The sequence below is a fragment of the Melittangium boletus DSM 14713 genome (assembly GCF_002305855.1).
Taxonomy (GTDB): Bacteria; Myxococcota; Myxococcia; order Myxococcales; family Myxococcaceae; genus Cystobacter; species Cystobacter boletus.
In genome coordinates, this window is sequence record NZ_CP022163.1 from 7,657,146 (window position 1) to 7,677,349 (window position 20,204).

At 67.0% G+C, this 20,204-nt stretch carries 18 protein-coding genes and 1 pseudogene; 8 read left to right on the forward strand and 11 right to left on the reverse strand.

Annotated elements, in window-relative coordinates; genetic code table 11:
* The first annotated feature begins 16 nt into the window (after positions 1-16).
* From MEBOL_RS31760 to MEBOL_RS41510, 7 genes and pseudogenes are all read left to right on the forward strand, one after another.
* Positions 17-619, forward strand: a complete 603-nt coding sequence (locus MEBOL_RS31760; protein WP_095980951.1) for a Uma2 family endonuclease — start codon at positions 17-19, stop codon at positions 617-619.
* 59 nt (positions 620-678) lie between these two features.
* A complete protein-coding gene (locus MEBOL_RS31765) occupies positions 679-1,281 on the forward strand; it encodes a Uma2 family endonuclease (RefSeq protein ID WP_095980952.1) in 603 nt (200 codons plus the stop codon).
* A gap of 63 nt (positions 1,282-1,344) precedes the next feature.
* Complete coding sequence (hutF, locus tag MEBOL_RS31770) at positions 1,345-2,730, forward strand: formimidoylglutamate deiminase (RefSeq protein ID WP_095980953.1); 1,386 nt, start codon at positions 1,345-1,347, stop codon at positions 2,728-2,730.
* The gene (argE, locus tag MEBOL_RS31775) at positions 2,727-3,866 is read left to right on the forward strand and encodes an acetylornithine deacetylase (protein WP_095980954.1); all 1,140 of its coding nucleotides are present in this window, start codon (positions 2,727-2,729) and stop codon (positions 3,864-3,866) included. Before hutF ends, argE begins: the two co-directional genes overlap by 4 nt.
* A 192-nt stretch (positions 3,867-4,058) precedes the next feature.
* Positions 4,059-4,523, forward strand: coding sequence for a DUF6310 domain-containing protein (locus MEBOL_RS31780; RefSeq protein ID WP_095983122.1), 465 nt, complete (start codon positions 4,059-4,061; stop codon positions 4,521-4,523).
* A gap of 1 nt (position 4,524) precedes the next feature.
* Positions 4,525-5,283: a DUF5953 family protein gene (locus MEBOL_RS31785; RefSeq protein WP_095980955.1), complete on the forward strand. Its 759-nt coding sequence runs from the start codon at positions 4,525-4,527 to the stop codon at positions 5,281-5,283.
* Between the two features lie 335 nt (positions 5,284-5,618).
* A pseudogene (locus MEBOL_RS41510) lies at positions 5,619-5,768 on the forward strand (acetylornithine deacetylase); the annotation flags it as partial.
* Between the two features lie 21 nt (positions 5,769-5,789).
* On the opposite strand, the gene MEBOL_RS31795 reads toward MEBOL_RS41510, so the two are convergent.
* The 8 genes from MEBOL_RS31795 to MEBOL_RS31830 all read right to left on the reverse strand — a co-directional run bounded on the left by MEBOL_RS31795 (position 5,790) and on the right by MEBOL_RS31830 (position 15,740).
* Complete coding sequence (locus tag MEBOL_RS31795; protein ID WP_170115633.1) at positions 5,790-8,984, reverse strand: PPC domain-containing protein; 3,195 nt, start codon at positions 8,982-8,984, stop codon at positions 5,790-5,792.
* A 59-nt stretch (positions 8,985-9,043) separates the two neighbouring features.
* On the reverse strand, positions 9,044-10,504 hold the full coding sequence (gene tnpC, locus MEBOL_RS31800; protein WP_095977180.1) for an IS66 family transposase: 1,461 nt from the start codon (positions 10,502-10,504) through the stop codon (positions 9,044-9,046).
* 440 nt (positions 10,505-10,944) lie between these two features.
* Positions 10,945-11,256, reverse strand: a complete 312-nt coding sequence (locus MEBOL_RS31805) for a hypothetical protein (RefSeq protein ID WP_157823788.1) — start codon at positions 11,254-11,256, stop codon at positions 10,945-10,947.
* A 19-nt stretch (positions 11,257-11,275) separates the two neighbouring features.
* The gene (locus MEBOL_RS31810) at positions 11,276-11,908 is read right to left on the reverse strand and encodes a DUF6151 family protein (RefSeq protein WP_245918999.1); all 633 of its coding nucleotides are present in this window, start codon (positions 11,906-11,908) and stop codon (positions 11,276-11,278) included.
* Positions 11,909-12,039: 131 nt separating this feature from the next.
* Positions 12,040-13,359: a hypothetical protein gene (locus MEBOL_RS31815; protein WP_157823789.1), complete on the reverse strand. Its 1,320-nt coding sequence runs from the start codon at positions 13,357-13,359 to the stop codon at positions 12,040-12,042.
* A gap of 171 nt (positions 13,360-13,530) precedes the next feature.
* On the reverse strand, positions 13,531-13,977 hold the full coding sequence (locus tag MEBOL_RS31820) for a hypothetical protein (protein ID WP_095980960.1): 447 nt from the start codon (positions 13,975-13,977) through the stop codon (positions 13,531-13,533).
* Between the two features lie 132 nt (positions 13,978-14,109).
* Positions 14,110-14,496 (reverse strand): DUF1801 domain-containing protein, encoded by a 387-nt coding sequence (locus MEBOL_RS31825; RefSeq protein WP_245919001.1) that lies wholly within the window; start codon positions 14,494-14,496, stop codon positions 14,110-14,112.
* The gene (locus MEBOL_RS31830) at positions 14,493-15,740 is read right to left on the reverse strand and encodes an MFS transporter (protein ID WP_095980961.1); all 1,248 of its coding nucleotides are present in this window, start codon (positions 15,738-15,740) and stop codon (positions 14,493-14,495) included. Before MEBOL_RS31830 ends, MEBOL_RS31825 begins: the two co-directional genes overlap by 4 nt.
* 99 nt (positions 15,741-15,839) lie before the next feature.
* Here MEBOL_RS31830 and MEBOL_RS44180 point away from each other — a divergent pair, with 99 nt between their 5' ends.
* A complete protein-coding gene (locus MEBOL_RS44180) occupies positions 15,840-16,259 on the forward strand; it encodes a DUF5953 family protein (RefSeq protein WP_157823790.1) in 420 nt (139 codons plus the stop codon).
* Positions 16,260-16,382: 123 nt separating this feature from the next.
* Here MEBOL_RS44180 and MEBOL_RS31840 read toward each other — a convergent pair whose 3' ends face one another.
* From MEBOL_RS31840 to MEBOL_RS41515, 3 genes are all read right to left on the reverse strand, one after another.
* A complete protein-coding gene (locus tag MEBOL_RS31840; RefSeq protein WP_218920831.1) occupies positions 16,383-17,849 on the reverse strand; it encodes an FAD-dependent monooxygenase in 1,467 nt (488 codons plus the stop codon).
* Positions 17,850-17,963: 114 nt separating this feature from the next.
* Positions 17,964-19,154, reverse strand: coding sequence for a glycosyltransferase (locus MEBOL_RS31845; RefSeq protein ID WP_095980964.1), 1,191 nt, complete (start codon positions 19,152-19,154; stop codon positions 17,964-17,966).
* A 282-nt stretch (positions 19,155-19,436) separates the two neighbouring features.
* Positions 19,437-20,009, reverse strand: a complete 573-nt coding sequence (locus MEBOL_RS41515) for a hypothetical protein (protein WP_157823791.1) — start codon at positions 20,007-20,009, stop codon at positions 19,437-19,439.
* Between the last annotated feature and the right edge of the window lie 195 nt (positions 20,010-20,204).

The window sequence follows — 20,204 nt, forward strand, 5'->3', positions numbered from 1 at the left end:
GATGAAATCTCTTCGCATGGCCCCCCGAGACCCCCCATCCGAGTCCACCGAGCGCAACGCCCCATCCGTGGAGAAGGCCTTCCAGGAAGCTCCCTCGGAGATGGTCGCGGAAATCCTCGCCGGTGAGCTCCACCTCAGTCCGCGTCCCGCCCGGCCCCATACTCGCGTGGCCTCACGCCTGGGCATCCTCATCGGAGGGCCCTTCTGGCTGGGGCGAGGCGGTCCCGGTGGGTGGGTCATCCTGTATGAGCCGGAACTCCACCTCGGCCCGCGTCCGGACAAGCTCGTGCCGGACCTCGTGGGGTGGAGACGCGAGCGCATGCCGGATGCCCTGGAAGGAGAGGAGACCCTGGCGCACTACGACCTTCCTCCGGACTGGGTGTGCGAGGTGCTGTCGGAGCGGACTCGGCGCGTGGACAAGGGGCCGAAGATGCGCATCTACGCCCGGGAAGGCGTGCGGCACGTGTGGCACGTGGATCCGCTCGCGCGCACGCTCGACATCTTTCGGTTGGAGGGGAGTCACTGGCTGCTCGTCGACTCCTTCTCCCAGGAAGCACGGGTTCGCGCCGAGCCTTTCGAGGCCATCGAACTCGAGCTGTCGCTCCTCTGGGCGGACTGATCGAGGGGATGGCGGTCCTGGGATTGCACCACCCAGGGGTCATGATGAAATCTCTTCGCATGGCCCCCCGAGACCCCCCATCCGAGTCCACCGAGCGCAACGCCTCGTCCGTGGAGAAGGCCTTCCAGGAAGCTCCCTCGGAGATGGTTGCGGAAATTCTCGCCGGTGAGCTTCACCTCAGCCCGCGTCCCGCCCGGCCCCATACTCGCGTGGCCTCGCGCCTGGGCATCCTCATCGGAGGCCCTTTCTGGTTGGGACGAGGCGGTCCCGGTGGATGGGTCATCCTCGATGAGCCGGAACTTCACCTCGGTCCGCGCCCGGACAAGCTCGTGCCGGACCTCGCGGGGTGGAGACGCGAGCGCATGCCAGATGCCCTGGAAGGGGAGGGAGCCCCGGCACACTACGGACTTCCTCCGGACTGGGTGTGCGAGGTGCTGTCGGAGCGGACCCGGCGCATGGACAAGGGGCCGAAGATGCGCATCTACGCCCGGGAAGGCGTGCGGCACGTGTGGCACGTGGATCCGCTCGCGCGCACGCTCGACATCTTCCGGTTGGAGGGGAGTCACTGGCTCCTCATCGACTCCTTCTCCCAGGAAGAGCGGGTCCGCGCCGAGCCCTTCGAGGCCATCGAACTCGAGCTGTCGCTCCTCTGGGCGGACTGAGCCCTCGTCCGGGGATGCGGAACGCACCTGCAAACCCCGGGGGGCTGACATAGGCTGGTTCGGGTGAACGACATCACGGTCTACCAGCCGGACTCCCTCTATGCCGGAGGCCGGTTCCACGAGGGACGTGCCCTGCACGTGAGCGCGGAGGGCCGCGTCCTGGCCGAGGGACCCGTGCCCGAGGGGGCTCGCGTCATCCGGATGCCCGGGCGCGCGCTGCTGCCGGGGCTCGTCAATGGACACTCGCATGCCTTCCAGCGGCTCATCCGCGGGCGCACCGAGTACGTGGCCTCGGGCAGCGGCACGGATGACTTCTGGAGCTGGCGCGAGGCCATGTACCGCGCCGCCGAGGCCCTCACGCCCGAGGAGGTGTACACCGCCTCGCGGCAGGCCTTCCTGGAGATGGTGCTCGCGGGCATCACCGCCGTGGGCGAATTCCACTACCTGCACCATCAGGCGGATGGCACTCCCTACGCGGATCGCAACGAGCTGGCGCACGCGGTCATCCGCGCCGCGCGGGACGTGGGGCTGCGCATCGTCCTGTTGCGCGTGGGCTATGCGCGCTCGGGTTTCCGCGTGCCTCCCAACCCGAGGCAGCGCCGCTTCATCGATCCGGACGTCGACACCTTCCTCGCCTCGGTGGAGACGTTGGTCCGCACCACGCGGGGACAGCCCGGCGTGAGCGTGGGACTGGCGCCCCACAGCGTGCGCGCCGTGCCGCGCGAATGGCTCGAGGCCCTCGCGGGCGCGCACCCGGACTTGCCCGTGCACATGCATGTGGCCGAGCAGCCTCGGGAGATCGAGGCGTGCCTCGCCGAGCATGGCCGGCGGCCCGTGGAATTGCTCGCGGAGCTGGGCCTCTTGCAGCCGCGCTTCACCGCGGTGCATGCCGTGCACGTGACGGACGCGGAGGCGAGGCTGCTGGGCGAGCGCGGAGCGGGCGTGTGCGCGTGCCCCTCCACCGAGCGCAATCTCGGTGATGGCATCGTCCCCGCGGACGTGCTGGGACAGGCGGGGGCTCGGCTGTGCCTGGGGTCGGACAGCCAGGCCACGGTGGACTTGCTGGACGAGGCGCGGCAGCTCGAGGGGCACCTACGGCTGGCGCGGCTGCGGCGCGCGGTGCTGGACCCAGGCACGGGCGCGGTGGATGGGCTGGCGGCGCGGCTGTTCGAGATGGCCACGGTGAATGGCGCGCGCTGTCTGGGCCTGACCTCGGGAGCGCTGGAGCCCGGAGCCCCCGCGGACTTCTTCACCGTGGATCTGAATCACCCCTCGCTCCTGGGCGCGAGCCCGGCCTCGCTGCTGGCCGGCATCGTGCTCGGCGGGGACAAGGCGGCGGTGCGCGACGTGGTGGTGGAGGGCCGGCGCGTGGTGAGCGAAGGACACCATCCCCGCGCCGAGGAGTCCGGCCGTGCCTTCCACACTCTCGCCCGGAGGTTGTACCCGTGAATGACACGTTGCCCCTTCTGCGGGCCTCCCTGACGGATCTCGTGGCGCTGGACACCACCTCGTCGCGGACCAATCTGCCCCTCATCGAGCTGGCCCAGCGCCAGTTGGAGGCCGCGGGTTTCTCCGCCCAGCGCCAGCGCTACACGGACGCGGCGGGCGTGGAGAAGGTGAACCTGCTGGCGGTGAAGGGCGGCGACGAGGGCCGCGCGGCGCTGGCGTTGGTGGGGCACTCGGACTGTGTGCCGTATGACCCCGAGTGGAAGGAGGCGTTGCGGCTGACGGCGCGGGACGGGCGGCTGTACGGACGCGGAGCGTGTGACACCAAGGGCTTCATCGCCTGCGCGCTGCACGCGGCCACGCGCGCCGAGCGGTTGAAGGCGCCGCTGCTGGTGGTGCTCACCGCGGACGAAGAGGTGGGATTGCTCGGAGCCAAGCGCCTGGTGGAGGCGGGATTGGGGCGGGCCCGGCACGCCATCGTGGGAGAGCCCACGATGCTGCGACCGGTGCGGGCCAACAAGGGCTACTGCCTGGCGGAGGTGGAGGTGTTGGGCAAGGAGGGGCACAGCGCGTACCCGGCCACGGGGGCCTCGGCCATCTTGCGCGCGGGGCGCTTCCTGCGCCTCATCGAGGAGCTGTCGCTCACCACCTTGTGCGAGGAGCGGGACGAGGGCTTCGAGCCGCCCTTCACGACGCTGAACGTGGGACTCATCCAGGGAGGCAAGGCGAAGAACGTCATCCCGGGATCATGCCGCTTCATTGTGGAGTGGAGGCCCATTCCCGGACAGCCGGCGCAGCGGGTGGCGGAGGCGCTGGAGCACATCCGCCAGGAGCTGATGCGCCAGGAGCCGGGCTTCGAGGCCCGCATCCACGTGGTGCGCATGGACGCCGGAGTGGCCACGCGAGCGGACGCGGAGGTGGTGCGCTTCGTGGAGAAGGCGACGGGCAACGCCCCCGCGACCGTGTCGTTCGGAACCGAGGCCCCCCAACTCACGGCCCTGGGCGCCGAGGCGGTGGTGTTCGGCCCGGGAGACATCCGCGTGGCGCACCAGACGGGCGAGTTCGTGCCCGAGGAGGACCTGGTGCGCTGCGAGGAAGTGCTCTCGAGGGCGATCACCCACTTCTGCGGCACTCCGTGAAGCGCCGTGGCCCGGAGGTCAGTGATGGACGGAGCGCGGCTCGCGAGGACGTAGCACCGCCCCTGATACTCGACTGTCTTTCGGGGGTAAGGACATGCCGATGCGTCTCCGTACCTACAGTGCGCTCCTCTTGCTGCGCCAAAGCCCATCGCGCTTCCAGTGCCTGTCGGTTTGACGCCGCCCGTGACCGTCATGGTGGACCCCAACGCGCAGAAGCAGGAGGAATCGGAGGCGAAACCGGAGAGTTCCGGATCGAACCGAGGTCCGCCTGCTCCACTGACTTTGGAGCGCCGCCGCCCTGAGTGCGAACCCCGTCCGGTGTCTCACCTAGGCGGGGATGCCCTGCATGACTGGTGCGCCGATACGTTTCCGCCGAACTACTACCCTGGCAAGGACGTGCTCGTTGACGGCAAGCGCTTCGACGCGTTGCAAGTCGGTGCGCCCGTGCTGTGGGAGATCAAGACCGATCGTTTCGACACGTACACGCCCTTCCTCCGGAATCGGGTCATCAGCGATCAAGTGGAGGAACTGCGCCGCGAGCGAGAGATCGCGGTGGCATGTGGATACGGCTTCGTCGTCGGTGTGAGCAGCGCCGCGCACCGTACCGTGCTCCTCAACGAGGAGCCCCTTTTGGAGATCGTCCTCACGGGGTGCTGAGATGTCGACGACGGAAAACTCCCTCGGCCTCATCGTCTACGCGCCCGCGCTCGTGGGCGATGATGGTCGCCCACTCGCTGTCACCCATGGGCTGGAGCGGGCGCTTCCCAACGTACGCCTCGAATGGAAGGTTTCCAAAGAGGGGCGGCCCATCGCGTTGCCGCGGCGCGATGCGTGGCTCGCTGAAGCGGCGGCACGTGGCGAGTTCCCTCTCTTGTGCAACGGCGACGAGAGCTACCCCGTGACCCTCTATGGCCTGGAGACAAGCGCTCGCTCCGCATCGGGTGGCCAACCGTTGCTCGACGTCCATGCGCAGATGCCGCTGGTTGAGGCGGTTATCGCGGCGGCGGCGGATGTGTTGGAGGGCGTTGCGGAGGGCGCACGCGCGTTCTGGGGGCATGCGACGCCGTTGAGCGCGGGGGCGGAAATAGCGCTTCAAACAAGCCGTCCGGCGCATGGGCCGCATCGTCCGCCGCGGGGATTGCCGGCACTCAAGTTCCCGAGGGAAATCCGCTCTCCTGAGATTCCTCATCGCTTGGGGTGGCTCAACTACTGGTCGGCCGCTGCCGCACGGGCCATCGGTTTCCCGGACCCCCCGCGCGACGCGGATCTGCTGACGCGGGCGCGTCGCACCGCGACGGGCGGGTGGATTGTACGGTTCACGGATGTGCCGCTCGATCTCGACAACTCCGCTCACCTCGACGCGCTCCTGCGCACCTACGAACGCTTCCCTGAGATCGGTGGGCGCGCCACCCCGTGAGTCACTGGGGTGGTTTTGGACGGCCGGTCAGGGCTGGACGGAGCGCGGTTGAAGATCCGGCTTCTTGACGGGCACGTAGCACCGGCCCTGGTACTCGGCCGAGCGAGGATGACATGGGGCGGCTCGTTCATGTCGAATCCAACAACGCCCGTACCCGGCATCATGACCAGGGTGGGCTCTCCCGTGTCGACATGGTGTGCCTCATAGAGTCGGCCTTCGTCCTCGGGGATGCTCGAGTACCGCTCACCGATCAGGTACGGGCCCAGCTGACGTCCCTTCCACTCCGACGCATCGCTCATGTACGAGCCTCCTGTGTCCGTCTCTTCCTACTTGGAATGTCGGCCCTGGGCGCCGAGGCGGTGGTGTTCGGCCCGGGGGACATCCGCGTGGCGCACCAGACGGGCGAGTTCGTGCCCGAGGAGGACCTGGTGCGCTGCGAGGCAGTGCTCTCGAGGGCGATCACCCACTTCTGCGGCACTCCGTGAAGTGGGCTCGCCCCGGTCTGGCTACTCGAAGAGGGCCTTCACGTCATAGGAGCCGCTGGTCCACTCGGTCGCGAGGTACCACGTTCCCACGGTCGGGTTGGTCCAGGTGCACCCCTGCGAGACGCCCGTATTCGTCGAAGCACAGTTGTACTTCGTGCTCGATGCGGGCTTGAGACCCTGGACGTACAGGATGAGCTGCCCCGGGTCGCTCGACGTCTCGGTGGGGCCCCGGGTGGTGATGGTCAGCTTCGTCGCCCCCGAGGGCACCTCGATCTTGAACCGGCCGTTGTCGGTGAGCTCCGTCACGGCCACGCCATTCATCAATGACGCGTAGGTCGTGTCGTTGTTCCATCCATCGATGCCATCGTTGATGGTGACCATGTTTCCCCAGGACGCGGTCGCGGGCGTCTTGGACTTGATGGACACGCGCCGCTGCCCCGGGGAGCTGTACGTGAAGTAATCCGGGCACAGGGTGAAGCGACCGGACGTCGTGCACGTGAAGACGTTGCTGTAGGACATGTCCGCGAAGCGCACGTCGGTCGGCGGATTCACACCTGACTGGATGTCGACCCGCATCATGTCCGCGGCCGAGGGGATGGTGACGGAGAAGACCTGGGCTTCATTGGGACCGATGTAGATGTTTGGAACCGGTGTGCCCAGCGTCAGCGGGATGACCTCGTTGGTGTTGCTGTACCGGGCGGTCAGCACCACGTCCTTGAAGTCCGTCAGCCCCTCGACGCGGATGAGCCATGTCCCCGGCGTTGGGTTCTCGAAGACACAGACCTCCAGGTTGGTGGGGTCTTCGCTCCGGCAATCCGCTTCCGTGAGCGTCGGGCGGGCGCCCTGGCGGACGGCGAGGTCCGCATTGCCCCGGCCACCGGACATGCCCACCATCAACCGGTTCTTGCCTTGGGGCACTTCCACCTTGAAGTACTGCACGGAGCCCAGGGCGCCCTTGAACGCCACCACGTTCTCCCCGCTGGCCAGCGCCCTCACGCCCTCGCCGGGCGTCGTCGCGAAGGTCGTGACCAGGCGGGCACCGGCGAAGGACTCGGTGCCCCGGACGGCCACGTACCAAGTGCCCGCCTGCGGCTGGGCGAACTCGCAGTTCTCCTCGTTGTTGGGATGGGTGGACGCGCAGTCGTACGTCGTGCCCGGCACCTCGCCGTACTTCACGTACAGGTCCGCGTTGCCCGAGCCGCCGCTGAGCATCACCCGGAAGTCGCTGAGCCCGGAGGGGACTTCGACCTTCCACACGCGCTCACTGGTCGGCGAACCCGCGAACGGCTGCTCCTCGAAGCCCGGCGTCATGAGCGGGAGGGTGGAGGAGGTCGTCGCCCGGACGATGCCCGCCAGCGCGGCCTTGCTCTCCACCAGGACGTACCACGCACCCGCCTGTGGATTGTCGATGACGCAGGACCGGCCGGCCGGGACGTCGTTGTACGTCCAGGACGTCCCCTTGCACGTGAACAGGGACGTCGCGGGAACGGCCCCGTACCGGACATACAGTTGCGACGGGGTTCCGCCCTGGAAGACATGGTCCACGCGCAGCTGCGCCTGGCCCTCCGGAACGTCGATTCGCCAGTACCGGAACTCACGCAGCGCGCTGGCGGTGAAGGCCACGGGAATGCCGTCCGCCAGCGGGAGGACCGGGCCGCCCCCGTACCACGCGGCCAGCATGCCGTAGACGATTCCCGGCGTGAAATACACCGTGACGTAGTAGCGCCCAGGCTGGGGATTGACCAGCGAGCAGGGCGTCCTGCAACCATCGCTGAGGTTCGTCGGCCAGGTGCCGTACTTCACCACGGCCCAGTTGCCGTGCTCGTTCGTGAGCGTGAAGTTGGCCTCCGACTGCCCCTCCGGAACGTCGAAGAAGTAGTGGAGACGATCGCCGCCGTACTGCACGGGCTGGTCCTGTGACAGCGCATACACCGGGGGATATCCCGTGGAGAAGCTCAGGCCCGAGAACGTGGTGAAGCCGCGCACCAGGATGTACCAGGTGCCTGGAGCCGGAGCCTGGAACTTGCAGCCGGTGCCGCAAGCCGTGCCCTGTCCCCGCTTCGGCGGAGTGCCATGCTGGACGAACATCTCGGCGACGCCCGTCCCCTGTGTTGTCTGGACGTTCAGGTACGGCATGCCCTCGGGAACGGTGATGGAGTAGTAACGGTCCTCGACCGGGCTGCCGGAGAGGCCGGTCACCTGCTGAGAGTTCTGCAGCGGTGTCACCGTTCCGTTGCTCGTGGAGGCCACCACGCGGGCAGTCAGACTCAGGTTGTAGAGCGCACTGTTCGCCCGAAGTATCAGGTACCACGTCCCCGCTTGCGGATTGTCGAACGTGCACGAAGCGGGGCCGCTCGAGTAACTGGCGAGGCAATCCACCGCGCTCCCGGGGAACGGGTCTCCCCGCTGGACGTAGAGCGAGCGGATGACGGACGAGGTCTCCACCACGAGCCGGGACTGCCCCGAGGGGACATTGAGCGTGTAATAGACCAGGTCATCCTTCGCCGCGCTGATGCCCGTCACCGTCTGCCCATTCGTGAGCGTCACGGGCGTCTTCGCCGTTCCAGTCACCCAGGGGAGGATCTGCGTCGGAGACTTGTTGGTCGTCAGCAGGACGTAGTACCGGCCCGCCTTGGGTTTGAAGATGTCACACGTGACGTCGCAGTCGTAGAGCGTATCCGTGGGGCGGGCGCCCAACCGCGCCTTCACCGTGCTGGTGCCCGAGGAGTCGATTTTGAACCGGCCCTTGCCCGCGGGGACGTCGACGAAGAACATCGTCGGCTTGTTGGAGTAGTGGAACAGGTTGACGTTGGGGGCGAGCGGCAAGGGCTGATTGAAATAGACGACCAGCTTCGCATTGGCGTACGCCGACTGGCCTTCGATCCTCACGCTCCAGGTGTCGGCGACCGGAGCCTGCACGTTGCACCGCTCCTCGTTGTCGCTCCCGCGTGAGCTACAGTCGTAGAGGAAGTTGGTGGGAATCTCACCGCGCTTGACGGCCAGGTTCGCGTTGCCGGTGCCACCCATCAGCGCGAAGGAGACTTCCGAAAGACCGGCGGGAAGGTTGACGTAGAAGTAGGTCAACGAGCCGGTGGCTCCGCTGATCGTGATGGGAATGCCGTCCTTGAGCTCCGTTCCAGGCAGCGTGACGGCGCTCTCCACCTGGGATTCGAGGAGGGGTGGATCTCCGGTTCCTTCCGTGCGACCGCAGCCCACGGCCAAACTCCACATGAGTCCAACGAGCAGGGCACCGCGACTTGTAACCGTTCACCGACTCAGGCTGAGGCCGAGAGTTGGACCGAGGCATGAAGGGGCAACAACGAGGGAGTCGAAAGGCCCCGTCGATGTGCGTGGAGGGTGTCCGTCAGGAAGTCCAGCACGCCTCGCCGTTGCAACTTGAGGGTGGTAACGGTCGTGAGGATTCGTTCCACGAAGAGGCTGCCTTCGGGGCCTTGCGTGCCAAAGGATGTCTTCCTGTACATGACCGCGTGACGCAGGCACCTCTCGGCGAAGTTGTTTGTCGGCTCCACCTCCGGTATGTCGACAAATGTCCACAGGCACTTCTCCCACCGGAGGATTTCCCGTGCCATGCCGGCTGTTTTCTTCTGCGCGCACACCGCGGCCCGGCGCAGCAGTCGGCCCACTTCGCGCTCCACCTCGGGCATCCTCTTCTCGAAGTCCTCCCGTGCCAGCGTGCCATCGCGCACCCAGTGGTACCAGGTGAAGAAGCGCTCGACTTGCCGCATCAACGCCTCGCCAAGCGGCCCTCCCTCGCCGCCCCGCTCGATGAAGCCCTGGAAGTCGCGCAGCAGGTGGGCCCAGCACAACTGCCTCAGGCCCGGGTCATACCATGCGTACGCGCTCCACCTGTCACTGCCCAGGATGCCCGCGAAGTCTTCTCCCAGCAGCGCACGCGCTACCTTGGCCCCGCGACTCCGAGCGATGTGAAAGACAGCCACCAACGCCGTGGCCACCAGCCACAGCCAGGCACGTTGGCCTCGGCCTTCCCGCCGCCCCTCCACCCACCCCGTCTCGTCCGCGTGCACCCTGTCGGCGGCCTTCACGTACTCGCCAGCCTCGCGCACCGCCGGGGCGAGCGCCTCGGCCATTTGCCCTTCCAGATTCACCACACTGCCCACTGACAGCCGCACCCCCACCATGTCCGACAGCGCGTCCTTCACCAGTCGTTTGGACAGCCGGTACTTGCCCACCAGCAGACTGGCGAGCGCGCCCAACCTATCTCCGAAGGCACTGCTGGCGTACCCGGGCACTTCCTCTCGTGTCACCGTGCCGCACGCGCCGCATTCCAGCGCATGGCTGCGATACTCCGTGACAACGGCCGACAGCGGCGGCACCTCCACCACCTGATGGCGGCGCGGCTCCACGTCTCTTCCCTCCAGCCGACGCCCACAGTCCTTGCACTCCTTGGGCACCAACTCGACGACGTGCCGCACCTCTTCGGGCGGCAGCAGCTCGCGCTCATGCTTCTTGTGTCCGGGCTGGCCCCCAGGACTTCGGCCCGTTGGCTTCTTCGGCTGGCGCCGGGCTCCAGGGCCGTCCGAGGAAGGCGGCTTGGAGGAGTTACTCGAGTTCTGGCTCAGGCGCGCCTCCAACTCCGCCACACGCGCAGTGAGTGCTTCCACCTTCGCCATCAACTCCGCTATCCGCGCGTCTCGCGCGGCCACCATCGCTTCCAGTTCCGCAATCCGCGCGGCTCGGGAATCCACTTCCGCCATGTCTCTGCTACACCACGTCTCCCGTCCCCTCGTCCAGCACTACTTCTCCCGTTACCTCCTTCCTGCCTCCTCCTCAACCGAGCCGGGGCGGTGAACGGTTACCGCGACTTTTGATGCGCATGGTTTCATTCCTGGGACCTTCAAGTCCTCGAGATGCGGCGAGGACGGATTATTCACGGAAGGTCCGACATGAATGGTCTCGCGGAGCAGGGGAGGGCTCCTGTTCCTGGGGTCTTGGAAATGGAGCACACCAAGTGCGGGAGAGTCACAAAACCGTGGTTCTCCTACACTGCGAAGCGGTTGCACGAAACGACCTTTGGACAGGTCGGTCAGCGCGCGGCGCATCCCCTCGAGCAGCTTGCCCAGGGGCAGCAGCCGACGTACCGAAGCATCGTCCAGGAACAGGCTTCACCTGGGGCGATCTCTGACGCGACGCTTCGCTACTTGCGCAGCAACCCGACGAAGAGCACCAGCGTTGGCGGCAACAAGAGCCAGCCCAGGAAGCGTGCCAGGAGATGAACGGCTCCCGTCGGGAAGATGAGGGCCAGGGCGAAGCAGCCCGCGCCCACGAAGGCCGCGACGTTCAAGGCGATGAGGAACAAGCCGTGAACGCCTCTCTCCATGCCTTTGCCGGCGGCATCGCCTCCGGAGCGCGATGCGTAGGCATTCCAGCCCATCCCCGTGCTGATCCAACACAGAACGACGAGCGCGACGGAGGCCCAGAGGCCTACCTTGTTGAGTAGGTCGTTCATGCGATGACGCTTCTCTTGGTCACGCGCGAGCGGGACGCGGGCCACACCGCGAGCGGAGGGCCTCACGCTCGGCCATGGAAAGCACCGTGACCGGGTATCGCGGATGGCCGCTCGCGCGGTCGAAGAACGGATGAGGCCACGTCTTGCCGCGAAGCTTCCAGCCCAACACCTTGCGGAGCGTACGCGCGAACAGACGCAGGTTGGGCTTCACCGACCCGGGCGGCGGAACGCCGATCGCGAACTTGCCGAGGATTCCACCGCGCGGCGCGCCGAAGACCTCGTCACACGGGCGCGCGTTCGGCGCCTGCTGGAACAGCTCGGTGACGATCCCGACGAACGGGAGCTGCGGCGACACCATGTTGCCGAGCGGCGTCTTGCAGCAGCTCGCGTACCAGCGATAGAGGCCCTCGGGCGTGAGGCGCGCGGCGGTGATCAGGTCGAGGCCCCGATCGAACGAGAGCGTCGAGGGCGCGACCTGCACGATGTCCGAACCGCCGTGCTCGTCGAGGAGTTCGGCGCGGCCCAGGTGGTGCAGGAACGCCTGGCAGTCGTCACAGTAACAGACGATGCGGTTCACCGTGTCTGGTGCCGCATCGCGCAGCCATCCGTGAATCTTTCCGCAACGGCACTGGAGTTCGACATCTCGGGACATGGGAGCCCTGCATACCACGGCCTGTTCCAGGGTAACGCCCGGGCGCTGCGTGGGTCATCTTGTCGAAGCGCGCCTGTCAGGCCCGCGGAGCGGGCTCAGTTGTGGACCTCACCCGGGTTTCAAGCCGGAGGTCAGGGCATGAGGCTGAACACGGACAGGTCGCTCGTGTACCCGGTGGAAGTCGCCTGGATGTTCTCGTTCCCCGTCACGCTGGCCGCCCCTCGCGGGCTCAAGGCCACGTCCCATCCGGATGAGTGCCACTGGCCGATGCCTCGCACCCGGACGGGCGTCCCGTTGCCCTGGTAGAGAGCCAGCACTCCATCCTTGCCCGCCACATCCACGGACTGGGGGAACTGCAGAGTCCTCGAACACGAGGACGCGAGCACCGCCACCTGTCCCTCGCTGGCGCTCACTGCCTTGGCCCAGCACCCCAGGCGCCGGAACCACTGCTCGCCGCCCGACTCCGAGTAAGCCACCACCAGCCCGTCACCGAAGATGCTGGTGGCGGGATAAGTCGTCCCCTGGAAGGTGAAGTTCAGGGAGTAGGCGCCCACCACCACGATGCGGCCCCCGTTCACCTCCGCCCCCCAGAAGTCGCCATATGCCTCCGGGTAGTCCCGGAACCAGCGGTGCGGACCATTGCTGGCGAACTTCGAGATATAGGGGCGAATCTGGGTCGACTCCGCGAAGACGTAGCGGCCCCCCACGACCACCACGCCGTTGTCGCTCGTGACGGTCATGTCCCGGACGTTCACCTGGTCACCTCGCCCACCGATGGCACGCGAGAAGACGTACTCGCCGAGCGCATCGAACTTGGCGATGAAGCCCTGCTCCCACGAGGTGACCTCCCAGAGCGGCCCTCCGCCGAGGTTGCAGCCATTGCCCACGGTGCCTCCAAACCAGACGGCGCCGTACGCATCCGTCGCCACCGAGTAGACCCTGGCGCTGTCGCACAGGGGCCGCTGCCAGAGCAGGCTGCCCGTGGAGGAGAACTTCGCCACGAAGGCCCGCTTTCCCAGAGGGCCACCGCCCAGATCAAGCTGGGGGACGGAGCTGCCCACGATGAACACGTTGCCCCAGAAGTCAGTGGCCACGTCGAGCTCGCCATCGCCGCCCTGCAGGGCAGCACTGAAGTCGCGCCGCCAGCGGGGGAGGCCCGTGGGGTCGAACGCGATGAGCGAGGACTTGGAGCCTCCACTCGTGGAGAAGGAGGCCAGGACATAGACATTGCCCAGGCGATCGGCGGCCACCACGGACGCGCGGCGATTGCCCCCATAGGCGAAGCCAGGCTCGAGGTAGCTCCAGGCAGGGCCCACCGGAACCAACGTCTCGGTGGGCAGCAAGGCGTCTTCCGCGGGAGGTGGCGCCAGCTCCGCCTCCCGTTCCGCCGCTCCTCCACAAGCAAGAAGCGTGACAACCCACAAAGCAGACAGGCAGGCGAATCTTTTCATGGTGCTCCTCCGCTGAACGCTCGCGCGAAGGTGAGCGTGGGAGGTTGCGGCAGCAAGTCCTGTCATGGGAGGAAAGGGGCGCTCCCGACGGACGCGAGCGCCCGCGCGCGCTTGCTTCAGGACATCGCCTGCGGTGTCACGTGGCCCAGCCCGAAGGCGTGGCCAAACGCATCAGCGCGCTCGTGCCCAACTGGCCCAGCGTCGTGGGAGCCGGGGGGTGCTCGGCGCGCCGGGCGTCACCGGAGGACCCGCGGGGGCCTGGGGCGTGGTGGGTCGGGTCCAGGCATCCAGCTCCTTGGCCGCGCTCTGCTGGAGGGACTCGCTCGGCGGCTTGATGGCGGCCGAGAGCGCGCCGAGCGCGGCCCCCGTCACCAGTCCCAGCCCCCACGGTGGCGCGGCGGCGTTCAGGTGCCGGTAGATGAGCCGCTCGGCCAGGCGGTAGGCGCCGATGGCGTCCTGGTAGCGCCGGGCGATGAAGAGCTGGTGGGCGCGCACCAGGGCCGATTCGATCCCGGAGAGCTCCGCGCTCGTCGTGCTGGGAGTCGCCGTCGCCAGATCGATCACCCGCTCGATCTGACGAAAGGCGTAATAGTTCTCCGCGTGGAGGATGCTTGCCATGGGAACCTCGGGGCTGACTCCCAGGGAAGGGAAGGGGCTCCGCGAGGTTGTGACGAAGCCGGGGTGCCCGGCCGCTCGGGCTCCACCGCCCTCCGCTTGCGCGCGCCGTCCACTTCGTCGTCGACGTCGCTGTCAGCCCTCGCGTGTCGCCGCCATCCACCGGCGCACGAGTTCTCCGAGCACCTGGGGCTTCACGGCCTCCGCCTCGCCAAGCTCCAGCACCGCCCGGTCCTTGGCGGCCCACTGCAACAGCCCACTCGGATCCTCGAAGGCGAAGCCGGCGGCGTCCTTGGCCTTGGCGCCCCGGTGGAAGATGAGCTGGAGCTTGCCCTTGGGCGCGAGGCGGAAGGTGACCCGGTCCTCCTGACCCGGACCGAAGCTGGGCGCGTTCCACTTGATGCGCTCCTGGATGTCCTTGTCGAGCCCCAGGATGAGCGCGCGGATGCGCTCGACCTCCGCCTTGCGCGGGTGCTCCAGGGTCTTCATGAACGCGTCCACGGCCTTGTTCCGGTTCGTCATGGGGCCTGCCGACGTTGACGGAGCAGCAGCACGCCGGCCACCATCACGAAGCCGAGGGCGGACACGGCGAGCGACGTGTGGATGTTGGTGACGCTGCCCAGCAGTCCCACGGTCACGCCGCTGAAGGCCCGCAGGCCGGAGGCCGACATGCTGAAGAGCCCCAGCACGCGGCCGCGGATGGTGTCCGGCGCGTTCAGCTGCACGAGCGCCTGGGTCATGCTGCTGAAGGAGAGTTCCAGGAACCCGGCCAGGAAGAGCACGAGGATCGCCGCCGAGTAAGCGTGCATGAATGAGAAAGCGAGGAGCGAACAGCCCCACAGGAAGGCGAGCTTCAGCGCGGAGGAGGGCTCCGTCCTCAGCCAGGAGCCCCGCGTCTCGAGCAGGATGCCCGCGAGCAGCGCCCCGGCCGCATCCGCTCCCAGCAGGAGCGTATAGGCCATGCCGGGGTCTCCATGGCCCAGGTCATGGGCGAAGCCCGGCATCTGGGCGTGGTAGCTGTTGCCGATGAAGAAGGACGCCGCCCCCGCCAGTAGCACCATGGCCGCGACCACCGGCAGCTCGCGCACGTCGCGCACGGTCTGGACGATGTCCGCCAGGCCCCGGACGGCCCGCTTCGCGCCCGCCGTCACCCCCCGGAAGTGCCGCCCATAGGGCGCGCTCATCAGCCACAGAAGCAGGGGCAGATAGAACGCCGTGTTGACGAAGATGCCCCGGGTGGGCCCGAGCGTCTGCATGATGAGGCTGCCCACGCCGGGGCCCACCAGGACCCCGAGATAACGGGCCGTCGCGTTGAGGCGGACCGCGCTGGGCAGGTGGGCCGGCCCCACGATGTCGTAGAGCAGCATCTGGCTCGAGGTGCTCCACAGCACGCCCGCGCAGCCATGGAGCGTGAGCAGCACCATCGCGTGCCACATCCGCAGGGAGTCCGTGACGAAGAAGTAGCCCCATCCCACCGAGGCGAGAATGAAGAGCACCATCCCACCTTGGATGAGGCGCCTCGAGTCGAACCGGTCATTGAGCGCGCCCACCGGCACCGAGAACATCAAGAAGGGCAGCCAGTGGGACACCACCGCGAACCCGCCCAGCGCCGCGGAGTGGAACTTCTGGAACGCCACCCAGTAGCTGATCACGTGCTCGATGTTGTCGGCCATCATCGCCAACATGAACGTGAGCAGGAAGGTCCGGTAACCCGGGAGGCGGAGCGCGCTCGACTCAGGAGCGGCCGCGTTCGCAGCGGAAATCATGGATGTTCACACACGGTGGAGAGAACGACGGGCCCTGGGATGGGGCTCGTCCTGGACTTGGACGAAGTCGATCTCCGAAGTCAAGAGGACGCGCGATCTGTGCTGGATGGACTCACTGGAGATGCCGAAGCGGGACATCCCCGAGCGCGGCTGATGTACTGGGGCAATGGCCAGCTCCAGCGCCACGAGTGGCAGGCGGAGATAGAGGAGCACACGGAGTCCTACGACCCGGCGGGCCGACTCGTCGAGGAACTCATCGCGAGGCGCGAAGGGGTGGAGCGCTCGCTGCTGAGCTACGACGCCCAGGGTCGGTGGAAGCGGCGGTGGAGGCTGTCATCCTCGGCGGCCGGGGATTTCGAGTCCGTCACGAGCACGGTCTATGACGCGGCGGGATCAACAGGAGGGTGGGTCGTGCAGCTCACGAAGGCGCCACTCGACCTGGACGACCCCGCGCACCTGGACGCGCTCAAACGGGCCTACGAGCGCTTCCCGGAGATTGGCGGGCGCTCCACCCCTTGAGACTCGGCACCGAACTCCGGAGTGAAACTCCGCCTCTTCTTGCGCTCCATGGACACCACCTCCCGTGTAGCCGACTTACGAGGTATGTCTACTAAAACGGCTCTCCCGCAGTCGTCCTCCGAGCTATGCCGAAGAGGGTGGTCCGAACCATTTGGTGAGCACGTCCGTGAGCCCGAGCTGCGTTCGGTCTCCGACCCACGCCACGTAGCCGTCGGGCCGAATCAACACGGCGGCGGGCGCGGTGACCGCCCCGAGGACAGGAAGTTCCCAGGGGCCACCGTATTGCGCGTCGACGACGCTCACGCGATTTGCCCAGGGACTGAGGTCGAAGCTGCCGCGCTCACCGAGGTTGAGCAGGACCAGCCGGGCCTCGTGCAGCAGCGTGAAGACGCGCCGTGGCCCGTGGGCGGTGACGAGGTCGAGATCGGGCATGCGGCGTCCGAGGAGCGGGTGTCCCTCGCCGAGTTCGTAGCGGATATCCAGACCCGACATCATTCCGGCGATTCGTCTGCGGGGCTCGTCCATCCGGAGCAGCTCGGCGACGGTGTCTCGCAGCGCCTCGAGGCGATCGTCTGAGCGAAGAAGCGCGATGGACGCCATCGTGTTGTGCAGCACGCGCGCCGCGACCGGGTGGCGCTCGAGCTGGTACGAATCGAGGAGACTGTCCGGCGACGTTCGCTTGACCACCTGGGCCAGCTTCCATCCCAGGTTGACCGCGTCCTGCACGCCGAGGTTGAGGCCCTGCCCGCCCACCGGGAAGTGCACGTGCGCGGAGTCACCGGCCAGCAGAACGCGTCGGTCGCGGTAGGCCGCGGCCTGCCGCGTGAGGTCGGTGAACCGGGAGATCCAATGGGGGCTGTGGATCCCGTAGTCCGTCCCGTAGACGGCGACGAGCGCGTCGCTGAGCTCGCGGAGCGTCGGCTCGCCGCGCGGGCCGATCCGCGGCTCGGTCACCATCACCCCCACCCGCCCCTCCAACTGGGAGAAGGCATGGACGCCGATGCCGTCGCGGCGCATCCCCCATTTCGGCTCCTGGGTCATCTGGACCTCGGCGATCAGGCAGCTCAGGGTCGGATCCCATCCGGCGAACTCGATGCCGGCCGCTTTCCGGATCACGCTGCGTCCGCCGTCGCATCCGACGAGATATTCGGCCCGGAGCGACGGGCCGTCAGCGAGCGTGACGTCGACGCCGCTGTCGTCCTGTGCGAACCCGGTCACTTCACGTCCGCGGTAGATACGCACTCCCAGCTCGTTGACCCAGCCAGCCAGGATGAGCTCGAACTCCTTCTGCGGGAGGCCGAGCCCATAGGGATGCCGGCTGGGAAAGTCGCTGATGCTCAGCGGGATCCACGCGAACCCGGCGACCTGCGCCACCTGCCCCCGCGAGAGGAACCGATCCACGACTCCACGCTGATCGAGAACCTCGATGGTGCGTGCGTGCAGGCCGCGTGAGCGCGGGCCGTCGAGGTCCTGGGTCTCGCGCCGCTCGACGATCGCGGCGTCGACCTTCGCCAACGCAAGCTCGGCCGCCAACATCATGCCCGTCGGTCCACCTCCGACGATCACCACCGCATGCTGGGTCTTGGTCATGGCCGCGCGGTCTACGCCGGCTCGGCCTTCGACCGGCATCCGTCACGGGCCCGATTGTTTCCGAGCCGGAAACCCGCTGGTATGCAGGTGGCCGGGGCGGTCGGATAGCCGCGCTCACGTCCGGAACTGCGGCGCTTTCTCCCTCGCGAGCTTCTCCAGCAATTCCACCGCGCGTGGCAGTCCCGGCAACGTCCGAGCCTCGCGCTGGAAGCGCCGCGCGTTTTCCCGGTACGAGGGCGTCTTCAACACGTCGCGCACCGCCTCGCGGACGCTCTCGGGCGTCATCGAGAGCGGCTCCACCACGCGCGCCATACCCAATTCCTCGCAGCGCGCGGCGTTCATCGGTTGGTCCGCGGCGATGGGCACCAGAACCAGCGGCAACCCGTACTCGAGCGCGGCCGTGGTGCTGTTGTAACCGCCGTGCAGAATCGCGAGGTCCACCTGGGGGAAGAGCAGCGATTGGGGGATGTAGCGCTCCACGTGGACATGTGCTGGCTGCGGACCGAGCTCCGCCGGGTCCACGTCCCGCCCCACCGTCACCACCACGTCCACCGGCTCCTCGCGCACGCCCTCCACGAGGGTGCGCAGCACAGCGACCACCTTGTTGAAGACCGTGCCCAGCGTCACGTACACCACCGGCCGCCCATTCTGGCCCAGCCGAGAGGCCCACTCGGGCAGGTGCTCGTCGCCGGACTGATCGAAGATGGCCGGCTGGAAGTAGTGCGCCGTCGGAGGCATCGAGCCCCCGAGGTAATGCGGCGGGACGAAGCTCAGATGCAGGTAGTGGTAGAGCGAGTGCGGCTGGGGCTCCGGCGGCAGGCCCACCGTGGCACGCACCTCGTCGAGCCGCTCCACCATCAACGGGAAGGAGTAATCCTGGGGCAGCATGGCGCCCACCTGGACGGACGCATGCGGGATGCCGAGGCGCTCGGCGGCGATGGCCCCGCCGAGCTCCATCGAGTCGCGCACGAGCAGGTCCGGGCGCCAGTCAGACGCGAGCGCCATCACGTCCGACACCATCTTTCGCGCGAAGTGTCCGGCGAACATGTTGGCCATGTGCTCGCGGCGAGTCTCGTGAGACATGCGCATCATGTTCTCCATCACTTGCGCCATCGCGCCCTGTGGCAACTGTGGCCTCTCGCCTCCGGCGCGGAAGAAGCGGAAGCCCTGGGACTCCACCTGCTTCCGCAGTTGCTCCGAGGTGGCGAGGGCGACCTCGTGTCCTGCTTGCTGGAGCGCCCGCGCGACGGGGACGAGTGGATGGAAGTGGCCAGAGCCAAGCAGGGTCGTGAAGAGGATTCTCATGGGGGGGATTCCTGTTCGAGGTGGCGGCCGGATAACTCCGTCACGCTCATCCAATGCGAGTGGTTCCAACTGCCGAGGCCACGGAGTCTCCATCAAGAGGTGTGACGCGACGACGATGCGGACGCGTTCTGGGGAGCCCGTTGCGGGAAATCCGCACGGCGGATTCTGCCTGGGGGGGACGGGCGGAGAACGCGCGGCTGCACCAGCTTTAATGGTACCATCGCCGCATGAGGCTGTTGGGCATGGAGTGGCATCGAGTTTTTAGGGGGTGCAAGGGGCCCGCTACGGAATGTTGCTTGGATCGTTTGTGAAAAGTACGTGGAAGATCGTGGTTTGTGGGGGCTCTAGCCAACCAGCGAAGAGCGGCGCGGGGGTTTCCGCAATCTCACGAGGAAGTGCGCTGTATCCGAATGTTGCTTCAATCGTCCTGGCCAAGACCCGGGCTGGGAGAGCCATGCTGGGTGGCGGTGGCTCGAAACTGGCTTTGGGGTTTTGTAGACGACCGTCTATATATTCGTACTTCACACCATAGACGAAGTAGACAGGTGCCAATAGACTCACGCACCCTACGACAACCCAGTCGGATGTAGGTGGGATGGATTCTTTTGGCGGGTAGACCATGCAGCGCGGGCCGCCATCGTTCGTGGGGTATGTTTCACCGGTGATGTGATTTGGAAGCTCACTGCTTAGCTTGTCCCTCAGTGCATACCAAGAACTCATGTCAGCAGTCCACTGCGCCCACAGTGCGTGGAGCCGTTGTGTCTCGGGGCTTGTCTCTGTTGTGAAATGAAATTTGTTGGTTGAGTCGTAGTATTTTCGGGCTATGTCAAGCAGGTCTTCCTTCGAGAGGTTCATGTGTTGTCCAGTCGTTGGATTTTAGGTGCGGGGATGCCAAAGACAACCGGTTTTGCTAGGGCGTGGCAAGTTGCCATGACCTGTGCTCCCCGGATGGCGGCTTTTAGTCTTACGTTGAATGCCGCTCTGACGCTTGTCCTGTGTCTCCGTTCTTGATTTGTGCGTGTACACACGCGACGCGCCAACCACCCGGGC

Excerpts from the sequence above, each read along its gene's own strand:
- MEBOL_RS31815 (WP_157823789.1), bottom strand. The coding sequence starts at position 13,359 with ATGAAAAGATTCGCCTGCCTGTCTGCTTTGTGGGTTGTCACGCTTCTT.
- MEBOL_RS31780 (WP_095983122.1), top strand. The coding sequence starts at position 4,059 with ATGGTGGACCCCAACGCGCAGAAGCAGGAGGAATCGGAGGCGAAACCG.
- MEBOL_RS31840 (WP_218920831.1), bottom strand. The coding sequence starts at position 17,849 with ATGACCAAGACCCAGCATGCGGTGGTGATCGTCGGAGGTGGACCGACG.
- MEBOL_RS31830 (WP_095980961.1), bottom strand. The coding sequence starts at position 15,740 with ATGATTTCCGCTGCGAACGCGGCCGCTCCTGAGTCGAGCGCGCTCCGC.
- MEBOL_RS31845 (WP_095980964.1), bottom strand. The coding sequence starts at position 19,154 with ATGAGAATCCTCTTCACGACCCTGCTTGGCTCTGGCCACTTCCATCCA.
- MEBOL_RS31760 (WP_095980951.1), top strand. The coding sequence starts at position 17 with ATGGCCCCCCGAGACCCCCCATCCGAGTCCACCGAGCGCAACGCCCCA.
- tnpC (WP_095977180.1), bottom strand. The coding sequence starts at position 10,504 with ATGGCGGAAGTGGATTCCCGAGCCGCGCGGATTGCGGAACTGGAAGCG.
- MEBOL_RS31805 (WP_157823788.1), bottom strand. The coding sequence starts at position 11,256 with ATGAACGACCTACTCAACAAGGTAGGCCTCTGGGCCTCCGTCGCGCTC.
- MEBOL_RS31820 (WP_095980960.1), bottom strand. The coding sequence starts at position 13,977 with ATGGCAAGCATCCTCCACGCGGAGAACTATTACGCCTTTCGTCAGATC.
- MEBOL_RS31810 (WP_245918999.1), bottom strand. The coding sequence starts at position 11,908 with ATGTCCCGAGATGTCGAACTCCAGTGCCGTTGCGGAAAGATTCACGGA.
- MEBOL_RS31785 (WP_095980955.1), top strand. The coding sequence starts at position 4,525 with ATGTCGACGACGGAAAACTCCCTCGGCCTCATCGTCTACGCGCCCGCG.
- MEBOL_RS31825 (WP_245919001.1), bottom strand. The coding sequence starts at position 14,496 with ATGACGAACCGGAACAAGGCCGTGGACGCGTTCATGAAGACCCTGGAG.
- MEBOL_RS41515 (WP_157823791.1), bottom strand. The coding sequence starts at position 20,009 with ATGAACCTCTCGAAGGAAGACCTGCTTGACATAGCCCGAAAATACTAC.
- MEBOL_RS31765 (WP_095980952.1), top strand. The coding sequence starts at position 679 with ATGGCCCCCCGAGACCCCCCATCCGAGTCCACCGAGCGCAACGCCTCG.